The following is a 19,218-nucleotide window of genomic DNA, read 5'->3' as shown; positions in this document are numbered from 1 at the left end:
TTTTTTAATTACTTATCTCTCCAATACTAAACACAGATTGAACGTTAGCTTGCATCATTTTTTGAGCATCATAATTTGGCATTAATGGTGTATCTAGTACATTTAAATCCCAAACATTAGGGTTTTTGAACAATTCTGAAATATCAAATTTTAACTCTATAGATGTCGTGTTCTCCACAAAAATAGCTGTAGGTAATTCTATAGTTGCAAAGTTTTGTTCTAAAGTACCATCTAGTTTTTTAGCTGTTCCATTATGATAATTAAAAGGTGAAGGCGATGCTGTGTTTACATTATATTTTCCGTCAAATTGAAGAAAGTGATAACCGCCGCCAAGCATTGAAGGCCAATTCCAAGAAGCTGTATTTAAATCTGTATATGCAGCATCTATATTGTCTTCTTCATTAAATCCCCAGACTAATCTTAAAGTATAGACTCCAGAAGGGATTGATATGTCTCCATTAAAACTATAAGATGAGTTATCTGATAAATCTGTGAAGTTATAATCTTTTAACCTATATGAAACTCCATCAGGCTTTACTAATTCTATTCTAGAAATTAAGTACCTTATTCTTTCTATATTTAAAATTTCACCATTCGCATTGGTTAAATCTAAATCTGTAAAATTGTCTAAAGTTACCTCAGTGTCTCCAAAAGAATGAGTTAGACTAAAGTTTACATTTGCTTGTGTAGAAATATTATCATCTAAATCTTCTCCACAACTCCAAAATAATGTAATGATTAAAAATAGGGCTAATACTTTTTTCATTTTTTACTTAATTTTTAGGACTAATAAATCTGTAAATCCTTTGTTGTTATTTAAATCAAAATCGTTACTAGTTGTTTCTCCAACGGAAACTATTGTTCCATCATTAATTTGAACACTATCATATATTAAATCTTCGTTAGATCCACCGACAGATTTTGTCCATAAGAGATCTCCATTCTCATTAATTTCTGTTATAAAGGCATCATTTTGACCATTGTTACCGGTTATATTTCCATCTAGGCTTCTAGATGCTCCAGATATAATGTAGCCATTTATACTTTTGCTAATACTATTACCAATATCAAAACCTGTTCCTCCTAAAGTTTTTTCCCAAAGTAATTCACCAAAAGGAGATATTTTAAGCAGCCAGATATCGGATCCACCAATATTATTAGAAACGTCTACATCATTACTTCTTGTATTTCCAATAATTAAAAAATTCCCATCAGAAGTATTTGTTATTCCTCGAGCTTCGTCTATTTCTGTGCCTCCAAAGTTTTTTTCCCAAAGTAGAACACCAGAATTTGATATAGATACAATCCAGTAATCATAAGAACCTTTGTTATTAGTAATGTCTACATCTTCGCTATCTGAAGAACCAACTAAAATAAAATTACCGTCTACAGTTTGTGTTATTCCATAAGGATCATCTGACAAATTGCCTCCAAAGTATTTTGTCCATTCTTGATTTCCGTTACTGTCTAATTTTATAGCCCAATAATCACCACCAGCATGCTCTATAAAATAATTCTTACTATTTCCTTCACCAGCAGATGCTGTAACATCTAAAACGCCAGAAATTAAAAATCCTTGATCTTGTGTTTGAATAATAGAATATGCTCTATCTGAGCCACTATAACCAAATGACTTTTCCCAAATTATATTTCCATCTGAGTCTAGTTTTGAAATCCAAAAATCTTGATTACCGTTATTTATACTGATATCATTGTCATTACTGGAACCATAACCCGTAATTGCAAAGCCACCATCTTGAGTGGCTACTATATCATTTCCCCTATCGTCTAAAGTTCCTCCATATGTTTTAGACCATAATAACTCATTTGAAGCATTAAATTTTAACAACCAATAATCAAAACTGTCTTCATCTTTATCGGTAATATCACCATTAGTAGATTGTGTATATCCTAAAATAGCATAGCCACCATCTAAAGTTGCTACAACAGACTGACCGCTTTCATTTTTTTGCCCTCCATAATTTTGAGCAAATTCTAAATCTCCAATTACCGAATTGTTTAAAATCTGATCGTCATTATTTTTACAACTTAATTGTATTAAACAAATAACAATTAAAATAATATGAGGTGCTTTCATGGTTAATTACTCTTTCTAACTATAAACAGTCCTTTTTCGATATCGCTAATTATAATATTTCCACTGCTAAAATAAGGGTAAACACTCCATGTTCCATTAAAATTGGCATTGTCATTTGGTGGATATGTATCAAAATAATGTGTTTCTGATAAAGCATTAGAGGCTGCTCCAATATTATCAATATTAAAAACACGCATACCGGCTCTATAATTAGCTAAATAATACTCATTGTCTTTTACATATCCATTATGGTCGATTGCTAAAGTCGCTCCAAAATGATTAGAAGATAGTACAGGGTTGTCTAAGTCTGTAAAATCAAAAACTAGTGTTTTTGTATTAAATCCCAATCCTTGTTCATCGAGTTCATCTCCTAAAATAAAATATTTTTGATCTTCCGTAAACCAACCTTGATGTGCATATCTAGTTTGTGTGTATGTAAAATCACTAATAGGAATTACATTATTTTTATCAGTTACATCTAAAATAATTACTTTATCGGTGTTACCATTACTTCCAACATAGATTTGTTTTCCTTGATAATCTTGATCTGGTCCATTATATGTAACGACTTGTGCATCATGAGAATATCCTCCTGCAGTATAATCTCCTAAAAGTGTTGGATTTGTTGGTGATGATATGTCAATAAAAATTGGTCCTCCTCCATTTGTAGAAACACAACCAACAAGATAAGCAACACCTTCATTTTCGTTAATTACAATGTTGTGGCAGCTACCAACTCCAGTGTAAATTGCATCCTCTGAAAACGTCTCTGGTGGATTATCTACATTTCTTAATCTTGTTAAATCAAAAACTTGAACTCCATGACTACCAACATTATCAGCCACAATAAATGCGAAATTATTATAGGTTTTGACATCTCTCCAAGGACTTGAACCAGCAGAACTATTTAGACTTCCTAAGAATATTGGACTAGTTGGGTTTGTGATATCAACAAAAGCTGTTCTGTTTTCCATACCCACCAATCCATATTCTCGGTTTGTTACAGGATCTGTCCAACCCCAAACATCACTACCTTCAAGACCAGTTCCCCCAGTTAATGTATTTGCATCTATATAGCCCATTAAATCCAACCCGTTACATGGGTATATTCCAGCCATATTCCCAACACAAGGCGATAATGCTGATAGACCATTGTCACAATCGTCTCCAATTCCATCATTGTCATTGTCTGTTTGATTAGGGTTAGATGTATTAGGACAATTATCTAAGTTATCTGAAATTCCATCTCCATCCGAATCAATACTTGTATTAACTGTTACAGAGGTGTCGTCATTTTTACATGAAATTAAAATACTTGAGCAACTTAGAAAAGTCAATAAAATTAGAAGTGTCTTTTTCATTTTTTTAATTTATTCTACAATCAATTTTTTAGTAGTCTGATTGTTAATTTTCACTAAATATACACCTTTTGGAATATTTAATGTACTAATCTTATAGGTTTTAGTATTTAATAGTTTGTTTTTAAAGACTAATTGACCTAATATATTATATATAAAAACACTTTTTATAGTTGAATTATTAGATTTAATTGTAAAATGTGATTTTGCTGGATTTGGACTTAAGCTAATTCTATTTTCTATATTAAAATCTGTTGTGTTAAGAGTATTACTTTTTCTTACTATAAATAAACCACGTTCAATATCACTAATTATAATGTTTCCACTATCAAAGTATGGATAAACACTCCAGGCGCCATTAAAATTAGCGGAATTACTAGCAGGATAAGTATCAAAATAACCAACTTCTGTCATTGGATTAAGTGATTGGTTATCAATGTTTGAAATATCTAAAACTCGCATACCAGCCCTATAGTTTGCTAAAAAAAACTCATTGCCTTTTACATAACCATTATGGTCAATTGCTCTTTCTGGGCCAAAATAAAATCTGGTTAAATCAGAGTTTGCTGCATCGTCAAAGTCTATGTCTAAATCTGTGAAATCAAATATTATTGTTTTAGTATTAAATCCTATCGATTGTTCATCTACTTCATCTCCCATAATAAAATATTTTTGATCATCAGTAAACCAACCTTGATGTGCATATCTAGTTTGAGTGTATGTAAACTCATTAATTGGTATTATGTTGTTTTTATCGGTAACATCTAAAATAACAACTTTATCTGTATTCCCATTACTACCAATATAGATTTGCCTATCTGTAATTCCATTTGCAGGATCATAGTAATCTGTATCTGGACCAGTATAAGTTACCACTTGTGCATCATGAGAATATCCGCCTGCAGTATAATCACTAATTAGCGTAGCAGTGGGATTAGGAGCTAAGGAATTTGGAGAAAAATCCGATAGATCTATAAAAATTGGTCCTCCACCATTAGTAGAACTGCAGCCAACAAGGTATGCTACAGCTTCATTTTCGTTAATAACAATATTATGGCAACTACCTACGCCTGTATAAATTGAGTCTGCTAAAAAAGTTTGATTTAAAGGTGTTTCTGTTCTTAATCTTTTTAGATCAAAAATTTGCATTCCATGAGAACCCACATTATCAGCTACTATAAATGCAAAATTATTATAGACTTTTACATCTCTCCAATAATTATTACCTGCATTAGAATCTAAACGACCTATAAATATTGGGTTTATAGGGTTTGTTATGTTTACAAAAGCAGTACTATTTGTAAGAGCAATTATTGCATATTCGTTTCCGTTTAACGGATCTGTCCAACCCCAAATATCACTACCTTCTGGATTTCCATTTGTATTTGCTAATACAGAAATAGGAATATTAGACATTAAATCATAGTCATTACATGGATAAATTCCACCAGCTAAATTGTTAGTGCATTCTTGTACTTGTGAAATAGAAAAAATTGGTAATACTAGTAATAAGATAAGTAGTTTTTTGCCTTGCATTTGGTTAGATTTTGTTGAGCTGGCAACTAAAATATATAATTATTACGATATTGATAAATATAAACTGTTAAAACATTCGACTTAATTATTTTGTCGATAAAAAAGTTCAGTTAAACAAAACTTGTCTATTGCTAAAGATTACTTAATTTTGCAGAATGATAGAGGATAAAAACCAACAACGTACAGATTTAAATACTTTAGGTGAATTTGGCCTAATTGAGCATTTAACAAAAAATTTTGAAATTAAACATAAATCAACGATTAAAAGTATTGGAGACGATGCTTCAGTACTTGATTTTGGAAAAAAACAAGTTGTTATAACTACAGATTTTTTGGTTGAAGGTGTACATTTTGACTTAAGTTATATGCCATTAAAACATTTAGGCTATAAATCTGTTGTGGTTAATTTGTCTGATGTTTTTGCAATGAATGCAAGCGCAACTCAAATTACTGTGTCAATAGCAGTTTCTAACCGTTTTCCACTAGAAGCTTTAGAAGAATTATATGCGGGAATTGAAACCGCGGCAAAATTATATAACATAGATGTTGTTGGAGGAGACACAACATCTTCTTTATCTGGATTAACAATTTCAATTACAGCTTTAGGCGAAGTTGAAAAAGATGATGTTGTCTACAGAACCGGTGCAAAACCAAACGATTTACTTATTGTTACCGGAGATGTTGGTGCGGCATATTTAGGGTTACAAGTATTAGAGCGTGAAAAAGAAGTGTTTAAAGTGAATCCGCAAAGTCAGCCAGACTTAGATGCTTATACTTATATTATTGAACGTCAATTAAAACCAGAAGCTAGACAAGATGTTATAAAACTATTATCAGATTTAGACGTGAAACCAACAAGTATGATTGATGTTAGTGATGGTTTATCTTCTGAAATTTTACATTTATGTAAGCATAGTAATGTTGGTTGTGATCTTTATGAGGATAAAATCCCGTTAGATCCACAAGTAATTTCTACAGCTGAAGAATTTAATATGGATAGTACAACCATTGCTTTAAATGGTGGAGAAGACTACGAATTGCTAATGACTATTTCTCAAGAAGATTTTCCAAAAATAAAAGGAAATCCTAATTTTACAGTTATTGGTTATATGACAGAGCCTGAACGAGGAAAACATTTAGTAACTCGTGGAGAAACCAAAGTGGAGTTGCAAGCACAAGGCTGGAAAAACTTTCAAGGCGACAATTAATTATTTACAAATTGAAGTAAGGCTGGCTTTAAATCTGCTAAATCTTCTATTTGACTCATATGTCCGCCTTTTAAACCTATAAAAGTAGCATTACACCTTAAGGAAATGTTTTTAATCGTTTCAAAATCTAGAACTGGATCTTTTTTTCCAGCTATAATATATTTGTTGAATTTTGCGGTTTTAAAAAATTCGGTTTGATTTGGTCTAATTTTCATTCCTTCTTGCGCAGCAATATAACCTTGAACAGGTGTTTTTAAAGCTTCAATTTTAAGAGCTTCAATCTTATTAGCGAATGTTTTTCTGTTTTCTTCGAAAAATAAATTACTAATAGACATAGATACTAAACCAGTATATTGTTTTTTAGCTGTCTTTATAGCTCTATTTCTTAAGTCAATTCGATCTTTTGAGTCTGCTTCTGTTGTAGAATTCATTAAACACAAACTTTTAATAGCGTTTGGATTTAATTCCGCTAAAGCTAAAGCAATATAGCCACCAAGTGAATGTCCAATAATTTTAAAAGTTGATATTTTTAAGTGATTTAGAACTGTATTTACCGCATTTGCAAAATCTGTCATTGTATGCACATAACCTAAGCAATCAGTTTGTCCGTGTCCTAATAAGTCTATAGTTATAACTTGATTTTTTTCAGATAAATCTTCTATTAGATTATCCCACATTGTTGAGCTTTCTAGAAACCCATGAAGTAAAACAACAGGTTCTCCAGTACCAGTTACGGAATAAAATATTTTGGCGCTTTTGTGTTCTAAAATCATTTTTGTTCTATATTCGGTAAAGATAAATTCCTAAAATGAATAAAACTAAAGAAATACTAATTACTGGCTTTGCTTTATTTTCGATGTTTTTTGGTGCTGGAAATCTTATTTTACCTCCATTTTTAGGTGTCCAGGCTAGCGAAAATTGGTGGCTGGTTACTCTAGGTTTTATAACTACAGCTGTTGTAATTCCAATATTAGCTATTTTGGCCCATGCAAAACTTCAAGGATCGTTATTTGATTTTGCTAAAAAAGTATCTCCACTATTTGCATCTATTTATTGTTTTATAATTTATGTTATCTGTGTATTGCTTCCTGCACCAAGAACTGCAAGTGTAACGCATGAAATGTCTATTCAACCTTATTTTGAAACTAGTGCTTTATTAACCAGTTCTATTTATTTTATTTTGGTATTGGTTTTTGTATTGAACAGGTCTCGAATTTTAAGTTTAATGGGTAAGTTCTTAACCCCAATAATTGTTGTGATTCTATTAACTATAATTTGTGTTGGTCTTTTTACATCTCCAGAATTTATAAATCCTTCTACTTTTAAAACACCTTTTGTTTCTGGTATTCTAGAAGGTTATCAAACTTTCGATGCTATTGGCGGAGCAGTAGTTGGTGGTGTTATTGTTATCTCATTAAGATTAAAAGGCTTTTCTTCTTTTGAATCTAAAAAGGAAATAATAACAAAGTCTGGATTAATAGCTGGCTCTGGATTGTTAATAATATATGCAGGCCTAATTGCTTTAGGAGCTGTTTTTAATTCTTTAATACCAAAATACGCAACCAGAATTGAGATTTTAACACAATTAAGTACATCTACTTTGGGACAAATGGGGACTACTTTTTTAAGTGTTTTAGTTGCACTAGCTTGTTTTACGACAGCTGTAGGAATTATAACTGGTGTTGCTGATTATTTTAAAGGCTTTTTTAATGATTCTGACTTAGTTTACAAAATAGTTGCAGTATTAGGCTGTGTTTTTGGTGTTTTAATTGGGAAATTTGATGTCCATTTTATTATAGAAATAGCCATTCCAATATTAATGATTATTTATCCAGTAACTATTGTACTAATAATTTTAAACGTATTGCCAGATAAGTATACTTCAAGAATTGTTTTTAAAGCAGTTGTTGTTACAGCAATGCTTTTTAGTATTCCAGATGCATTTCCCTTAGATTTTAATAGCTCTAATGTGATAATTAGTCTAATTGAAAAAATTCCTTTAATTAAAGAAAATTTAGCTTGGGTTTTACCTTCAATACTTGTTTTTGTATTGGCTAACCTTAAAAAGAAATTAATTTAAATTCTCACATAATTCTAATAGTTTAAGTGTCGTTTTCCAGTTTCTGGTTGTTGCGCCAACTTGTAGTTTTTTCTCAAAGAAATTAGTAGATAATTTACTTTCGTGAGATTTTTTATTTAGATATAAATAAATGGCTTTGTTTAAAATATAAAACCGATCTGGTAAATGCATATTAACATCTAACTCGTTAACCTTTTCTTCGTTAGGTGTTGATTTTAAAAATGTAAAATGAAGCTTTTTTATATCAACATCATCTCTATCAAAAGGATTGTTTTCTATAACTGAAGTTAATTCAGTTTTGCTTCTAACAATAACAGGAACATTATAATCAAAGTTAGTTTTAATAGCGTTTTCAATGTTATTTTCTAAAACAGAATTGCTTTTGTCCGACCTAAAAATAATATTACCACTTTGTATATAAGTAGATACATTTTCTAAATCCAACTTTTTAAGAACTTGTCTTAAGTCTTCCATTAAAACCTTTCTGTGCCCACCTACATTTATGCCTCTTAGAATTGCTATTTTAGTTTGCATAGACTTCTTTATTTTCTACTTTAAAAATACAAAAAAACCACTAACAATGTAGTGGTTTTTAAATATGATATTCTAGATTTAATTAGTTCATTAAATCTTCAATTTCTTCAATTTCAATTGGAATGTCTCTCATTAAGTTAAAAGGTTCTCCATTTGCCTGTATAACAACATCATCTTCTAAACGTATTCCTAGTTTTTCATCTGGAATATAAATACCAGGTTCAACAGTAAAAACCATATTTTCTTGCATTGGTTCAGTTAAAATTCCATAGTCATGAGTATCTAGCCCAATATGGTGACTTGTGCCATGCATAAAGTATTTTTTATATGCTGGCCAATCTGGATTTTCGTTTTGTATATCTGCTTTGTCTAATAATCCTAAACCCAATAATTCGCTTGTCATTATTTTACCAACTTCTATATGGTAATCTGCCCAAATTGTTCCTGGAACTAATAATTTTGTTGCTTCCTTTTTTACTTTATTTACTGCATTATAAACTGCTTTTTGTCTATCGGTAAAACGTCCAGAAACAGGAATTGTTCTAGTCATATCACTACTATAATTAGCATAGCTAGCACCAGCATCTATAAGAATTAAATCACCAGATTTACATTCTTGATTATTTTCTATATAATGTAATACATTAGCGTTGTTTCCAGAAGCAATAATTGGCGTATATGCAAACCCGTCCGAACGATTATTTAAAAATTCATGCATAAATTCAGCTTCTAAGTTGTATTCAAAAACACCAGGTTTTGTAAAGCCTAAAACACGTCTAAATCCTTTGTTTGTAATATCGCAAGCAGTTTGCATTAAATCTAATTCTATTTGGTCTTTTACAGAACGTAAACGTTGTAAAATTGGATTAGACTTAGCAACACTATGTGCAGGATATTTATCTTTTATCCATTTGGTAAAACGATCCTCGCGAGTTTGCGTTTCTACATTTGCACGGTAATGTTCGTTGGTGTTTATATAAATGGTTTCGGCTTGTGTCATCATTTCAAATAACACTTTTTCTAAATCAGATAACCAGTAAACCGTTTTTATTCCACTAGTTGTAAAAGCCGCTTCTTTGGTTAATTTTTCGCCTTCCCAAATTGCAATATGCTCGTTAGTTTCTTTTAAAAAGAGAACTTCACGGTTTTTAGGGTTTGGGCAATCCGGAAATAGCACTAAAATACTTTCTTCTTGATCTACACCACTTAAATAAAAGATGTCTCTATGTTGTGCAAATGGTAAAGTACTATCTGCACTTACAGGATAAATATCGTTAGAGTTAAAAAAAGCAACTCCTTTAGGTTGCATTTTTGCAGCAAAGTTTTTTCTGTTTTTAATAAATAACTTAGAATCTATTCTGTCGTATTTCATAGTCTGTTTTCTGTTTTAAATAGTGTAATTCAAAGATAATAATTCTATAATAATTTTAATCAATGTTAGCGTCTTCTGTTTCCAGAATTGCGTCCTCCTTGATCCTTATTACTAGGTCTTTGTCGTTTTGGTTTAGCAGATCTATTTCCGTTATTATCCGAATATTTCTTCTTGTTTTTTTGAGATGCAGCTTTTTTTGGTGGCGCAGTATCTGTTGGTTCATAACCAGAAATAACAGCAGTTTCTAATCTTTGGTTAAGAACTTTTTCAATAGCTTTTTTGTAATCCATTTCTTCGCTACAAACTAAAGAAATAGCTTCTCCTTTTGCTCCAGCACGACCAGTTCTACCAATTCTATGTACATAATCTTCTGGTACATTAGGTAATTCGTAATTAATAACGTGCGGTAAAAGAGGAATGTCTAATCCTCGAGCAGCAATATCTGTAGCTACTAAAACCCTAATGCTATTATCTTTAAAATTTGCTAAAGCTCTTGTTCTTGCGCCTTGGCTTTTGTTTCCATGAATAGCTGCGGCAGTTATTTTTGCCTTTTCTAATTTTTGAGTTAGTTTATTTGCGCCATGTTTTGTGCGCGTAAATATTAAAACTTGACTCCAATTTCCGTCTTTAATTAAATTAATTAAAACTTCTGTTTTTTTGCCTTTATCAACACTGTAAACTTTTTGAGTAATTGTTTCTGTAGCAGTGTTTTCTGGAGTGGCTTCCACCGAAACAGGATTGTTTAAAAATGTATGTGCTAAAGCCTTTATATCTTTAGAAAATGTTGCCGAAAACAATAAATTTTGTCTTTCGCTAGGCATTAAAGAAATTACTTTTTTAATATCTCTTAAAAAACCCATGTCAAGCATTCTATCTGCTTCATCTAAAACAAATATTTTTACGCGTCGTAAAGATAAAGCACCTTGGCTTTCTAAATCTAATAAACGTCCTGGAGTAGCTACTAAAACATCAACACCTCTACGTAAAGTTGTAATTTGTGCTTTTGCTTTTACACCTCCAAAAATCACAGCGCATTTAATATCTAAATGCTCACTGTATTCTCTAACGTTTTCATAAACTTGAGCAGCTAATTCTCTTGTTGGTGTTAAAATTAAAGATCTAATTGGTCGTCTACCTTCTTTTTTAGTTGCGGCTAAATTTTCTAAAATTGGTAAAGTAAAACCAGCTGTTTTTCCAGTTCCTGTTTGTGCCGATGCTAAAACATCTTTGCCGTCTAATATATGTGGAATTGCTTTTTCTTGTATTGGTGAAGGTTTTGTGTAACCTTTTGCTTTAACGGCTTTCAAAATGTGTTCAGATAAGCCTAATTCTTCAAATGTCATAAATTGTATTTCAAACCCAGTAGTCACTTTTCGGGTGTATATAAGCAGCAAAAGTACGTTTATTTAAGCCAAACTGTTAGTTTTTAACCAATTTATAGGGTTTAAACGTCTATTCTTCTGTATTTTTAAGGTAAATTTTATGTTGTTAATTTCAAAATATTCGCTTTTCTATGAAAATATTCGTTTCCATTCTTGCTTTTTTTACTTTGGTTCTTACTGCTGATGCTCAGCGAGACGCTTTAAAATTAAAAGAACTACAAAATCAGTCTTTAGTTAAAAACATTACATTTAAAAATGTAGGGCCAACAGTAATGAGTGGTCGCGTTGTAGATGTAGATGTTAACCCAAATAACCCAACAGAGTTTTATGTGGCTTATGCTTCTGGAGGCGTTTGGCATACTAAAAATAACGGAAGTAGTTTTGACCCTATTTTGGATAATTACCCAACACAAAACGTAGGTGATATTGCTGTGCATTGGAAAAGTAAAACTATTTATGTTGGTACTGGAGAAAATAATAGTTCTCGCTCGTCTTATGCAGGAATTGGAGTTTTAAAATCTAGAGATAATGGTAAAAATTGGGAACATATAGGTTTACCAAGCTCTCAACATATTGGTAGAATTTTAATAAACCCAAAGAATAAAGACGAAGTTGTTATTGGCGTTTTAGGAAGTTTATATACACCAAATCAAGATAGAGGAATTTATAAAACATTAGATGGTGGGAAAACTTGGAATAAAAACTTGTTTATAGATGATTTAAGCGGAATTATAGATGTTCAATTTGCCCCAGAAGATTTTAATGTTATGTATGCGGCTTCTTGGACTAAAGATAGAAAAGCGTGGAATTTTAATGGTAACGGAAACAATTCAGCCATATATAAAAGTGAAAATGCAGGAGAAACTTGGCTTAAGGTTTCCACAGTACAAAGTGGATTTGCAACAGGAAATACGGTTGGACGTATTGGTTTAGCTGTTTTTAATGCAAATACAGTTTATGCGTATCACGATAGTCAAGCAAGAAGACCTTTAGAGGATAAGGAGACTGAAAAGCGAGGTTTAGTTAAAGAAGATTTTAAAACCATGAGCGAAACTGAGTTTTTAGCTCTAACAGATAAAAAACTGAATGGATTTTTAAAAACGAATGATTTTCAGGAAAAATATCGTGCTCAAAACGTAAAGCAAATGGTTAGAAGTGGAAACGTAAAACCTATAGATTTGGCGAATTATTTAGAAGATGCTAATTCTATGCTTTTTGATACACCTGTAGTTGGAGCAGAGGTTTATAAAACTATTAACGGTGGAAAAAACTGGATAAAAACACATCAAGATTATTTAGACGATTTGGTCTATAGCTATGGCTATTATTTTGGTGAAATCAGAGTTGATCTTCAAAACGAGAATAACATTTACATTTTAGGTGTTCCCATTTTAAAATCTAGAGATGCAGGTAAAAATTTTGAATCTATTAGTAGAGAAAACGTACACGCAGATCATCAGGCACTTTGGGTAAATCCTAAAAAAACAGGACATTTAATCAATGGAAACGATGGCGGATTAAATATGAGTTATGATGATGGAAAAACTTGGGAAAAACTAAACGTTAATCCAGTTGGACAATTTTACACGGTAAATGTAGATAACGAAAAGCCGTACAATATATATGGTGGTTTACAAGATAATGGTGTTTGGGTTGGGTCTAGCAGATCAAAAATTAATAAGCGTTGGCAGCAAAGTGGAGAAAACCCATTTAAGAGTATTATGGGCGGAGATGGAATGCAAATTCAAATTGATACTAGAAATTCTAATATAGTTTACACTGGATATCAGTTTGGGAATTATTATAGGATTAATCGAGAAACAGACAAGCAAAAATACATACAGCCAAAACATAAATTAGGAGAAAAACCTTATAGATTTAACTGGCAGACACCAATATTATTGTCTTCACATAATCAAGATATTTTATATTTAGGCGGAAATAAATTAATGCGTTCTTTAAATCAAGGAGAAGATTGGGAAGCTATTTCAGAAGACCTAACTAAAGGTGGAAAAAAAGGAAATGTAGCTTATGGAACTTTAACCACTATTAGCGAGTCCCCTTTTCAATTTGGATTAATTTATACAGGATCAGATGATGGATTAATTCAAGTTACAAAAAATACAGGCGCAACTTGGACGGTTATTTCTAATAATCTACCAAAAGATTTATGGGTTTCTAGAATTGTTGCTTCACAGCATAAAAAAGAACGTGTTTACGTTACTTTAAACGGCTATAGAAATGATAATTTTAAAAGTTATATTTACGTCTCTGAAGATTATGGAGCAAATTGGAAAGTTATAGATTCAGGAATAGCAAAGTCCCCAGTAAATGTGATAAAAGAAGATTTAGAAAAAGAAAACATCTTGTATTTAGGAACTGATAATGCTGCTTATGTTTCTTTTAATAAAGGTGAAAAATGGTACGCTTTTTCTAAGAATTTACCAGCAGTTGCAGTGCACGATTTGGTATTGCAAAAAGCTTCTGGAGATTTACTATTAGGAACTCATGGACGAAGTATTTATAAAACAAATATTAAAGCGCTTCAAAATTATTCAGAAGCATTATTAACAGAAAACATTACTGTTTTTGATATAGAAACTATTAGCCATTCAAAATCTTGGGGAAATTCTTGGAGTAAATGGTTAAAAGCTTCTGAGCCAAGTTTAGAGCTTCAATTATTCTCTAACAGAGCACAAGATATTGAAGTTAAAGTCCTTTCCGAAAACAAAAAAGAACTGAATCGTTTTGTTATCAAAGCTGATAAAGGATTTAATTCTTCAACCTATAATTTAGCATTAACCCAAAAAGGAATTAAAACCTTACTTAAAGAAAATACAAGTGTAGATATTGAGCCTGCTAAAAATGGGGAAAGTTATTTACCAAAAGGTGTTTATTATTTTGACTTTGGAGTTTTACAGAAGAAGTTTGAGATTGATTGATTAAAAAATTAAAATGATACTATTCAAAACAGAACGATTTAATAAAAAATTTTAATTTAAAATTAAACGATCTGCATACTAAAAAGTGTCTTTTTGGAGTTTTTAAAAAAGAATCCTCAGAATTTATTGGACTTTCTATGTTTTTGATATAGGAAATAACGAAAACGATAATTGTATGGATAGAGGATATGAGGTTAGTAGAACTAGCTGGTTTCAATAAAATTTAAAAACATAAAACATTATGAAGAAATTAATTTTAATTACAATAATAGCGTTGTCAGCTTGTGCTAAAGACGATACTTCAGTGGCAGAAACAAATCAACCAAATTTAATTATTAAGTTGAAATTTGACAAAACACAGCAGCGACTAAATAATTTAGGTGAACCAGAAGTAGTCGTTTCAGGAAATGCCGCGCAATCTCCAACTATGAAAAAAATGAGTGCTAATTATATAGAATTTGCACCAACAGGAACAACAGCTTTAGGCGAAGGGGAAATTATTTATAAAGGTTTGGAAACTACTTCTGGAGGCAATTTGGCAATCGATTTTCAAGAGGCAACTTATGCGGGAAACAATGAGATTTTTCTTTCTATTCCGTTAAATACTGTTTCAGCAGGAACTTATGAATGGACTCGTGTTTCTTTAGCTTATCAAGAAGGAAATATTAATGTTTTGTCTAATGGAATTGAATATTTAGGTACTTTGGCAAGTTTTGTTGGATATAACAGTTACATCACTTCATTCAATTTAAACAATAGTAGTTTTGATATAAACGATAATAAATTACAAGGTTTTTGGGCTTTTGAAACACAAGGATTTACAAGTCAAGGTCAAGCACCAGAAGGTGCAACTACAGTACCTAATCCATTATTTAATTCTTCTCCAGTACCTCAAGGTTCTTGTGTGGTTACAGGCGAGTTTGAAAATGGATTAACCATAACTGGTACAGAAACAGAAGATGTTACTGTGGTATTATCATTCTCTACAAATAATAGTTTTGAGTGGACAGAAGTTAATACTGATGGTAAGTATGAGCCAAATGCTGGAGAACAAGTTGTTGATATGGGATTAAGAGGTTTAATACCTTATAAAGAATAAATAATCTTTAAAAGTTAAACAAAACTAGCTCCTAGCTTTACCCATTCTAAATAAGCTTATAATTAATTGTTAATATTTGTTATAGTAGGCTTTGCGCCTTATATTTGTGTAACAATCAATTAACTATAAATAATAATGAGCGGAATTTTAAATTCTTCAATTGGAAGAAAGTTTGCTATGGCACTTTCAGCACTCTTTCTAATGGTTTTCTTACTACAACACTTCTCAATCAACTTACTTTCTGTATTTAGTCCAGACACTTTTAACGAAGTTTCTCACTTTATGGGAACGTTTTGGGTTATTCAGTATTTATTACAGCCAGTTTTAATATTTGGTGTTATTTTTCATTTTGTAATGGGGTTTGTGTTAGAAATTAAAAACACTAAAGCACGCCAAATTAGTTATGCAAAAAATAATGGAGGAGCTAATTCTTCATGGATGAGTCGTAATATGATTTGGAGTGGATTAGCTATTTTAGCTTTTATGGGACTTCATTTTTACGATTTTTGGTTGCCAGAGATTAACACTAAATTTATTGATGGTGATATGACTGGTTTAATCGAAGGAACACAAGATTTTCGTTATTTTGAAGAGCTTCAACATAAATTTCACAGTCATGTTAGAACTATTTTATATGTAATTGCTTTTGTTTTTTTAGCATTACATTTATTACATGGTTTTAATTCAGCATTTCAATCAGTTGGTGCTAATAATAAATATACTAAAGGATTAAAAAGTTTTGGTAAAGCTTATGCAATTATAATCCCTTTAGGGTTTGTATTTATTGCAGTTTACCATCATCTTAAACACGTATTATCATAAATTATGGCTTTAGATTCTAAAATACCAAAAGGTCCAATTGCAGACAAATGGACGAATTATAAAAATAAAATAGATCTTGTTAACCCGGCAAATAAACGTAACATAGATGTTATTGTAGTTGGAACCGGTTTAGCAGGTGGATCTGCAGCAGCAACGCTTGCAGAGTTAGGGTATAATGTAAAAGCATTTTGCTTTCAAGATTCTCCAAGACGTGCGCATTCTATTGCGGCTCAAGGAGGAATTAACGCAGCAAAAAATTACCAAGGAGATGGAGATTCTACGTACAGATTATTTTATGATACTGTAAAAGGTGGAGATTATCGTTCTCGTGAAGCTAACGTATATCGTTTAGCTGAGGTTTCTGCGAATATAATTGACCAATGTGTTGCACAAGGAGTGCCTTTTGCACGTGAATATGGTGGATTGTTAGATAATCGTTCTTTTGGTGGAGTTCTTGTTTCAAGAACATTTTACGCTGCAGGACAAACTGGACAGCAATTATTATTAGGAGCTTATTCTGCAATGAATCGTCAGATTGGTCGTGGAAAAATCAAAATGTACAACCGTCACGAAATGTTAGACGTTGTAAAGGTTGATGGTAAAGCTCGTGGAATTATTACTCGTAATTTAATAAATGGTGAAATTGAAAGACATTCAGCTCACGCAGTTGTATTAGGTACAGGTGGATATGGTAATGTATTCTTTTTATCTACAAATGCAATGGGATCTAATGTTACTGCTGGTTGGAAAGCACATAAGCGTGGCGCATATTTTGCAAATCCGTGTTATACGCAAATTCACCCAACATGTATTCCAGTCTCAGGAGATCATCAGTCTAAACTAACGTTAATGTCTGAGTCATTACGTAACGATGGACGTATTTGGGTTCCTAAAAAGATGGAAGATGTTGAGGCTATTCGTAATAAAACTTTAAGACCAAAAGATCTTGCTGAAGAAGATAGAGATTATTACTTAGAAAGACGTTATCCAGCATTTGGTAATTTAGTTCCAAGAGATGTTGCATCTCGTGCTGCTAAAGAACGTTGTGATGCAGGTTTTGGTGTAAATGCAACAGGTGAAGCTGTTTATTTAGATTTTGCTTCTGCAATTATACGTTACGGAAAAGAACAAGCAACTATTAAAGGGTTAAACACAGAAGAGGCTGATTTAGTTAAAAAATTAGGTCAAGAAGTTATAAAAAATAAATACGGAAATCTATTTCAAATGTATTATAAGATTGTAGATGAAGATCCTTATAATACACCAATGATGATTTATCCAGCAGTTCACTATACTATGGGTGGAGTTTGGGTAGATTATAACTTAATGACTACGGTTCCTGGATTATATTGTATTGGAGAAGCAAACTTCTCTGATCATGGAGCAAACAGACTTGGAGCTTCTGCTTTAATGCAAGGTTTAGCTGATGGATATTTTGTGTTACCTTATACTATTGGAGATTATTTATCTGATGATATTAGAACAGGAACAATTCCAACAGATACAAAAGAGTTCGATGAAGCTGAGGCTGAAGTTAGAAAAACAATAGAATTTTTCATTAAAAATGATGGACAACATTCTGTAGACTATTTTCATAAGAGATTAGGGAAAATAATGTGGAACAAAGTAGGAATGTCTCGTAATGTTCAAGGATTAACAGAAGCAATTTCTGAAATCAAAGCTTTAAGAGATCAATTCTGGAAAGAGGTAAGTGTTCCTGGAACTAACGAAGAATACAACGAAGAATTAGCTAAAGCTGGTCGTGTTGCAGATTTCTTAGAATTAGGAGAGCTTTTCGCTAAAGATGCACTTAATAGAGAAGAATCTTGTGGAGGACATTTTAGAGAAGACTCTGTAGAATTAGATGGAGAACAAAAAGGAGAAGCTTTACGTAACGATAAAGATTTTGCTTATGTTTCTGCATGGGAATACAAAGGAGAACCTAGTGATGCTATTTTGCATAAAGAAGAATTAGAGTTCAATGATATAGAATTAAAACAAAGATCTTATAAATAAGGAAATCTATGAATATGAATTTAACACTTAAGATTTGGCGTCAAAAAAACGCAAGTGATAAAGGAAGTATGGTTGATTATAAAGTCAGCGATATTTCTCCAGATATGTCTTTCCTTGAAATGTTAGACGTTTTAAACGAGCAATTAATTAACTCAGGAGACCAGCCAGTAGCTTTCGACCACGATTGTCGTGAAGGAATTTGCGGGATGTGTTCTTTATATATTAATGGAGAAGCTCATGGACCAGATAGAGGCGTAACTACATGTCAATTACATATGCGTATGTTTAAAGATGGTGATACTATTACTATAGAGCCGTTTAGAGCAACTGCATTTCCTGTTGTAAAAGATTTAATAGTTGATAGGTCTTCTTTTGATCGTATACAACATGCAGGAGGATTTATTTCTGTAAATACTTCTGGAAACACTATAGATGCTAATGCAATTCCAGTAAATAAACAAGATGCAGACGATGCATTTAGTGCAGCAACTTGTATTGGTTGTGGTGCTTGTGTTGCAAGTTGTAAAAACTCATCAGCTATGTTATTTGTTGGAGCAAAAGTATCTCAATTTGCTTTATTACCTCAAGGTAAAGTAGAGGCAACAGATCGTGTTTTAAATATGGTGAAGCAAATGGATGATGAAGGATTTGGAAATTGTACTAACACAGGTGCTTGCGAAGTTGAATGCCCTAAAGGAATTTCTTTAGAAAATATTGCTCGTATGAATCGCGAATACTTATCAGCATCTTTAAAAGGATAAAAAGCATTTT

15 protein-coding genes are annotated in these 19,218 nt (G+C 31.8%); 7 read left to right on the top strand and 8 right to left on the bottom strand.

The window, feature by feature from the left end:
- Window positions 1-4: 4 nt before the first annotated feature.
- From ACFDSN_RS01520 to ACFDSN_RS01505, 4 genes are read right to left on the bottom strand one after another with little or no spacing between them, the layout of a single operon-like run.
- On the bottom strand, window positions 5-766 hold the full coding sequence (locus ACFDSN_RS01520) for an MbnP family protein (RefSeq protein ID WP_375238056.1): 762 nt from the start codon (window positions 764-766) through the stop codon (window positions 5-7).
- A gap of 3 nt (window positions 767-769) precedes the next feature.
- Window positions 770-2,098: a hypothetical protein gene (locus ACFDSN_RS01515; protein ID WP_375238055.1), complete on the bottom strand. Its 1,329-nt coding sequence runs from the start codon at window positions 2,096-2,098 to the stop codon at window positions 770-772.
- Between the two features lie 2 nt (window positions 2,099-2,100).
- Window positions 2,101-3,459, bottom strand: a complete 1,359-nt coding sequence (locus ACFDSN_RS01510) for a choice-of-anchor B family protein (RefSeq protein ID WP_375238054.1) — start codon at window positions 3,457-3,459, stop codon at window positions 2,101-2,103.
- A 9-nt stretch (window positions 3,460-3,468) separates the two neighbouring features.
- Window positions 3,469-4,992 carry a choice-of-anchor B family protein gene (locus ACFDSN_RS01505; RefSeq protein ID WP_375238053.1) on the bottom strand — a complete coding sequence of 508 codons (1,524 nt, stop codon included), beginning with the start codon at window positions 4,990-4,992 and terminating at the stop codon, window positions 3,469-3,471.
- 155 nt (window positions 4,993-5,147) lie between these two features.
- On the opposite strand from ACFDSN_RS01505, the gene thiL reads away from it, so the two are divergent.
- Window positions 5,148-6,200 (top strand): thiamine-phosphate kinase, encoded by a 1,053-nt coding sequence (gene thiL / locus ACFDSN_RS01500; protein WP_375238052.1) that lies wholly within the window; start codon window positions 5,148-5,150, stop codon window positions 6,198-6,200.
- Here thiL and ACFDSN_RS01495 read toward each other — a convergent pair.
- Complete coding sequence (locus ACFDSN_RS01495) at window positions 6,197-6,973, bottom strand: alpha/beta fold hydrolase (RefSeq protein WP_375238051.1); 777 nt, start codon at window positions 6,971-6,973, stop codon at window positions 6,197-6,199. The two genes, thiL and ACFDSN_RS01495, sit on opposite strands and share 4 nt — an antisense overlap.
- Before the next feature lie 35 nt (window positions 6,974-7,008).
- Here ACFDSN_RS01495 and brnQ point away from each other — a divergent pair, with 35 nt between their 5' ends.
- Window positions 7,009-8,280 (top strand): branched-chain amino acid transport system II carrier protein, encoded by a 1,272-nt coding sequence (gene brnQ / locus ACFDSN_RS01490; RefSeq protein ID WP_375238050.1) that lies wholly within the window; start codon window positions 7,009-7,011, stop codon window positions 8,278-8,280.
- Here the strand turns inward: brnQ and ACFDSN_RS01485 are convergent.
- The 3 genes from ACFDSN_RS01485 to ACFDSN_RS01475 all read right to left on the bottom strand — a co-directional run bounded on the left by ACFDSN_RS01485 (window position 8,272) and on the right by ACFDSN_RS01475 (window position 11,529).
- Entirely contained in the window at window positions 8,272-8,814 is a 543-nt protein-coding gene (locus tag ACFDSN_RS01485) for a DUF1697 domain-containing protein (RefSeq protein WP_375238049.1), read from the bottom strand. The two genes, brnQ and ACFDSN_RS01485, sit on opposite strands and share 9 nt — an antisense overlap.
- A gap of 82 nt (window positions 8,815-8,896) precedes the next feature.
- On the bottom strand, window positions 8,897-10,186 hold the full coding sequence (locus ACFDSN_RS01480) for an aminopeptidase P family protein (RefSeq protein ID WP_375238048.1): 1,290 nt from the start codon (window positions 10,184-10,186) through the stop codon (window positions 8,897-8,899).
- Window positions 10,187-10,251: 65 nt separating this feature from the next.
- Entirely contained in the window at window positions 10,252-11,529 is a 1,278-nt protein-coding gene (locus ACFDSN_RS01475; RefSeq protein ID WP_375238047.1) for a DEAD/DEAH box helicase, read from the bottom strand.
- 170 nt (window positions 11,530-11,699) lie between these two features.
- Here ACFDSN_RS01475 and ACFDSN_RS01470 point away from each other — a divergent pair, with 170 nt between their 5' ends.
- The 5 genes from ACFDSN_RS01470 to ACFDSN_RS01450 all read left to right on the top strand — a co-directional run bounded on the left by ACFDSN_RS01470 (window position 11,700) and on the right by ACFDSN_RS01450 (window position 19,208).
- Complete coding sequence (locus tag ACFDSN_RS01470; RefSeq protein ID WP_375238046.1) at window positions 11,700-14,510, top strand: glycosyl hydrolase; 2,811 nt, start codon at window positions 11,700-11,702, stop codon at window positions 14,508-14,510.
- Between the two features lie 241 nt (window positions 14,511-14,751).
- On the top strand, window positions 14,752-15,609 hold the full coding sequence (locus ACFDSN_RS01465; RefSeq protein WP_375238045.1) for a hypothetical protein: 858 nt from the start codon (window positions 14,752-14,754) through the stop codon (window positions 15,607-15,609).
- A 135-nt stretch (window positions 15,610-15,744) separates the two neighbouring features.
- Complete coding sequence (locus tag ACFDSN_RS01460) at window positions 15,745-16,431, top strand: succinate dehydrogenase cytochrome b subunit (RefSeq protein WP_375238044.1); 687 nt, start codon at window positions 15,745-15,747, stop codon at window positions 16,429-16,431.
- A gap of 3 nt (window positions 16,432-16,434) precedes the next feature.
- Window positions 16,435-18,447 (top strand): fumarate reductase/succinate dehydrogenase flavoprotein subunit, encoded by a 2,013-nt coding sequence (locus tag ACFDSN_RS01455; protein WP_375238043.1) that lies wholly within the window; start codon window positions 16,435-16,437, stop codon window positions 18,445-18,447.
- A 14-nt stretch (window positions 18,448-18,461) separates the two neighbouring features.
- Window positions 18,462-19,208, top strand: a complete 747-nt coding sequence (locus ACFDSN_RS01450; RefSeq protein ID WP_375238101.1) for a succinate dehydrogenase/fumarate reductase iron-sulfur subunit — start codon at window positions 18,462-18,464, stop codon at window positions 19,206-19,208.
- Window positions 19,209-19,218 lie beyond the last annotated feature (10 nt).

The sequence above is a fragment of the Aurantibacter sp. genome (assembly GCF_042094015.1).
Taxonomy (GTDB): domain Bacteria; phylum Bacteroidota; class Bacteroidia; order Flavobacteriales; family Flavobacteriaceae; genus Aurantibacter.
The sequence above is the reverse complement of the archived record's forward strand: the minus strand, read 5'-3'. Positions and strand labels throughout refer to the sequence as shown.

Coding starts and splice junctions, on each gene's coding strand:
- thiL (WP_375238052.1), top strand. CDS start 5,148: ATGATAGAGGATAAAAACCAACAACGTACAGATTTAAATACTTTAGGT.
- ACFDSN_RS01495 (WP_375238051.1), bottom strand. CDS start 6,973: ATGATTTTAGAACACAAAAGCGCCAAAATATTTTATTCCGTAACTGGT.
- brnQ (WP_375238050.1), top strand. CDS start 7,009: ATGAATAAAACTAAAGAAATACTAATTACTGGCTTTGCTTTATTTTCG.
- ACFDSN_RS01515 (WP_375238055.1), bottom strand. CDS start 2,098: ATGAAAGCACCTCATATTATTTTAATTGTTATTTGTTTAATACAATTA.
- ACFDSN_RS01460 (WP_375238044.1), top strand. CDS start 15,745: ATGAGCGGAATTTTAAATTCTTCAATTGGAAGAAAGTTTGCTATGGCA.
- ACFDSN_RS01450 (WP_375238101.1), top strand. CDS start 18,462: ATGAATTTAACACTTAAGATTTGGCGTCAAAAAAACGCAAGTGATAAA.
- ACFDSN_RS01475 (WP_375238047.1), bottom strand. CDS start 11,529: ATGACATTTGAAGAATTAGGCTTATCTGAACACATTTTGAAAGCCGTT.
- ACFDSN_RS01510 (WP_375238054.1), bottom strand. CDS start 3,459: ATGAAAAAGACACTTCTAATTTTATTGACTTTTCTAAGTTGCTCAAGT.
- ACFDSN_RS01520 (WP_375238056.1), bottom strand. CDS start 766: ATGAAAAAAGTATTAGCCCTATTTTTAATCATTACATTATTTTGGAGT.
- ACFDSN_RS01480 (WP_375238048.1), bottom strand. CDS start 10,186: ATGAAATACGACAGAATAGATTCTAAGTTATTTATTAAAAACAGAAAA.
- ACFDSN_RS01505 (WP_375238053.1), bottom strand. CDS start 4,992: ATGCAAGGCAAAAAACTACTTATCTTATTACTAGTATTACCAATTTTT.
- ACFDSN_RS01470 (WP_375238046.1), top strand. CDS start 11,700: ATGAAAATATTCGTTTCCATTCTTGCTTTTTTTACTTTGGTTCTTACT.
- ACFDSN_RS01465 (WP_375238045.1), top strand. CDS start 14,752: ATGAAGAAATTAATTTTAATTACAATAATAGCGTTGTCAGCTTGTGCT.
- ACFDSN_RS01485 (WP_375238049.1), bottom strand. CDS start 8,814: ATGCAAACTAAAATAGCAATTCTAAGAGGCATAAATGTAGGTGGGCAC.
- ACFDSN_RS01455 (WP_375238043.1), top strand. CDS start 16,435: ATGGCTTTAGATTCTAAAATACCAAAAGGTCCAATTGCAGACAAATGG.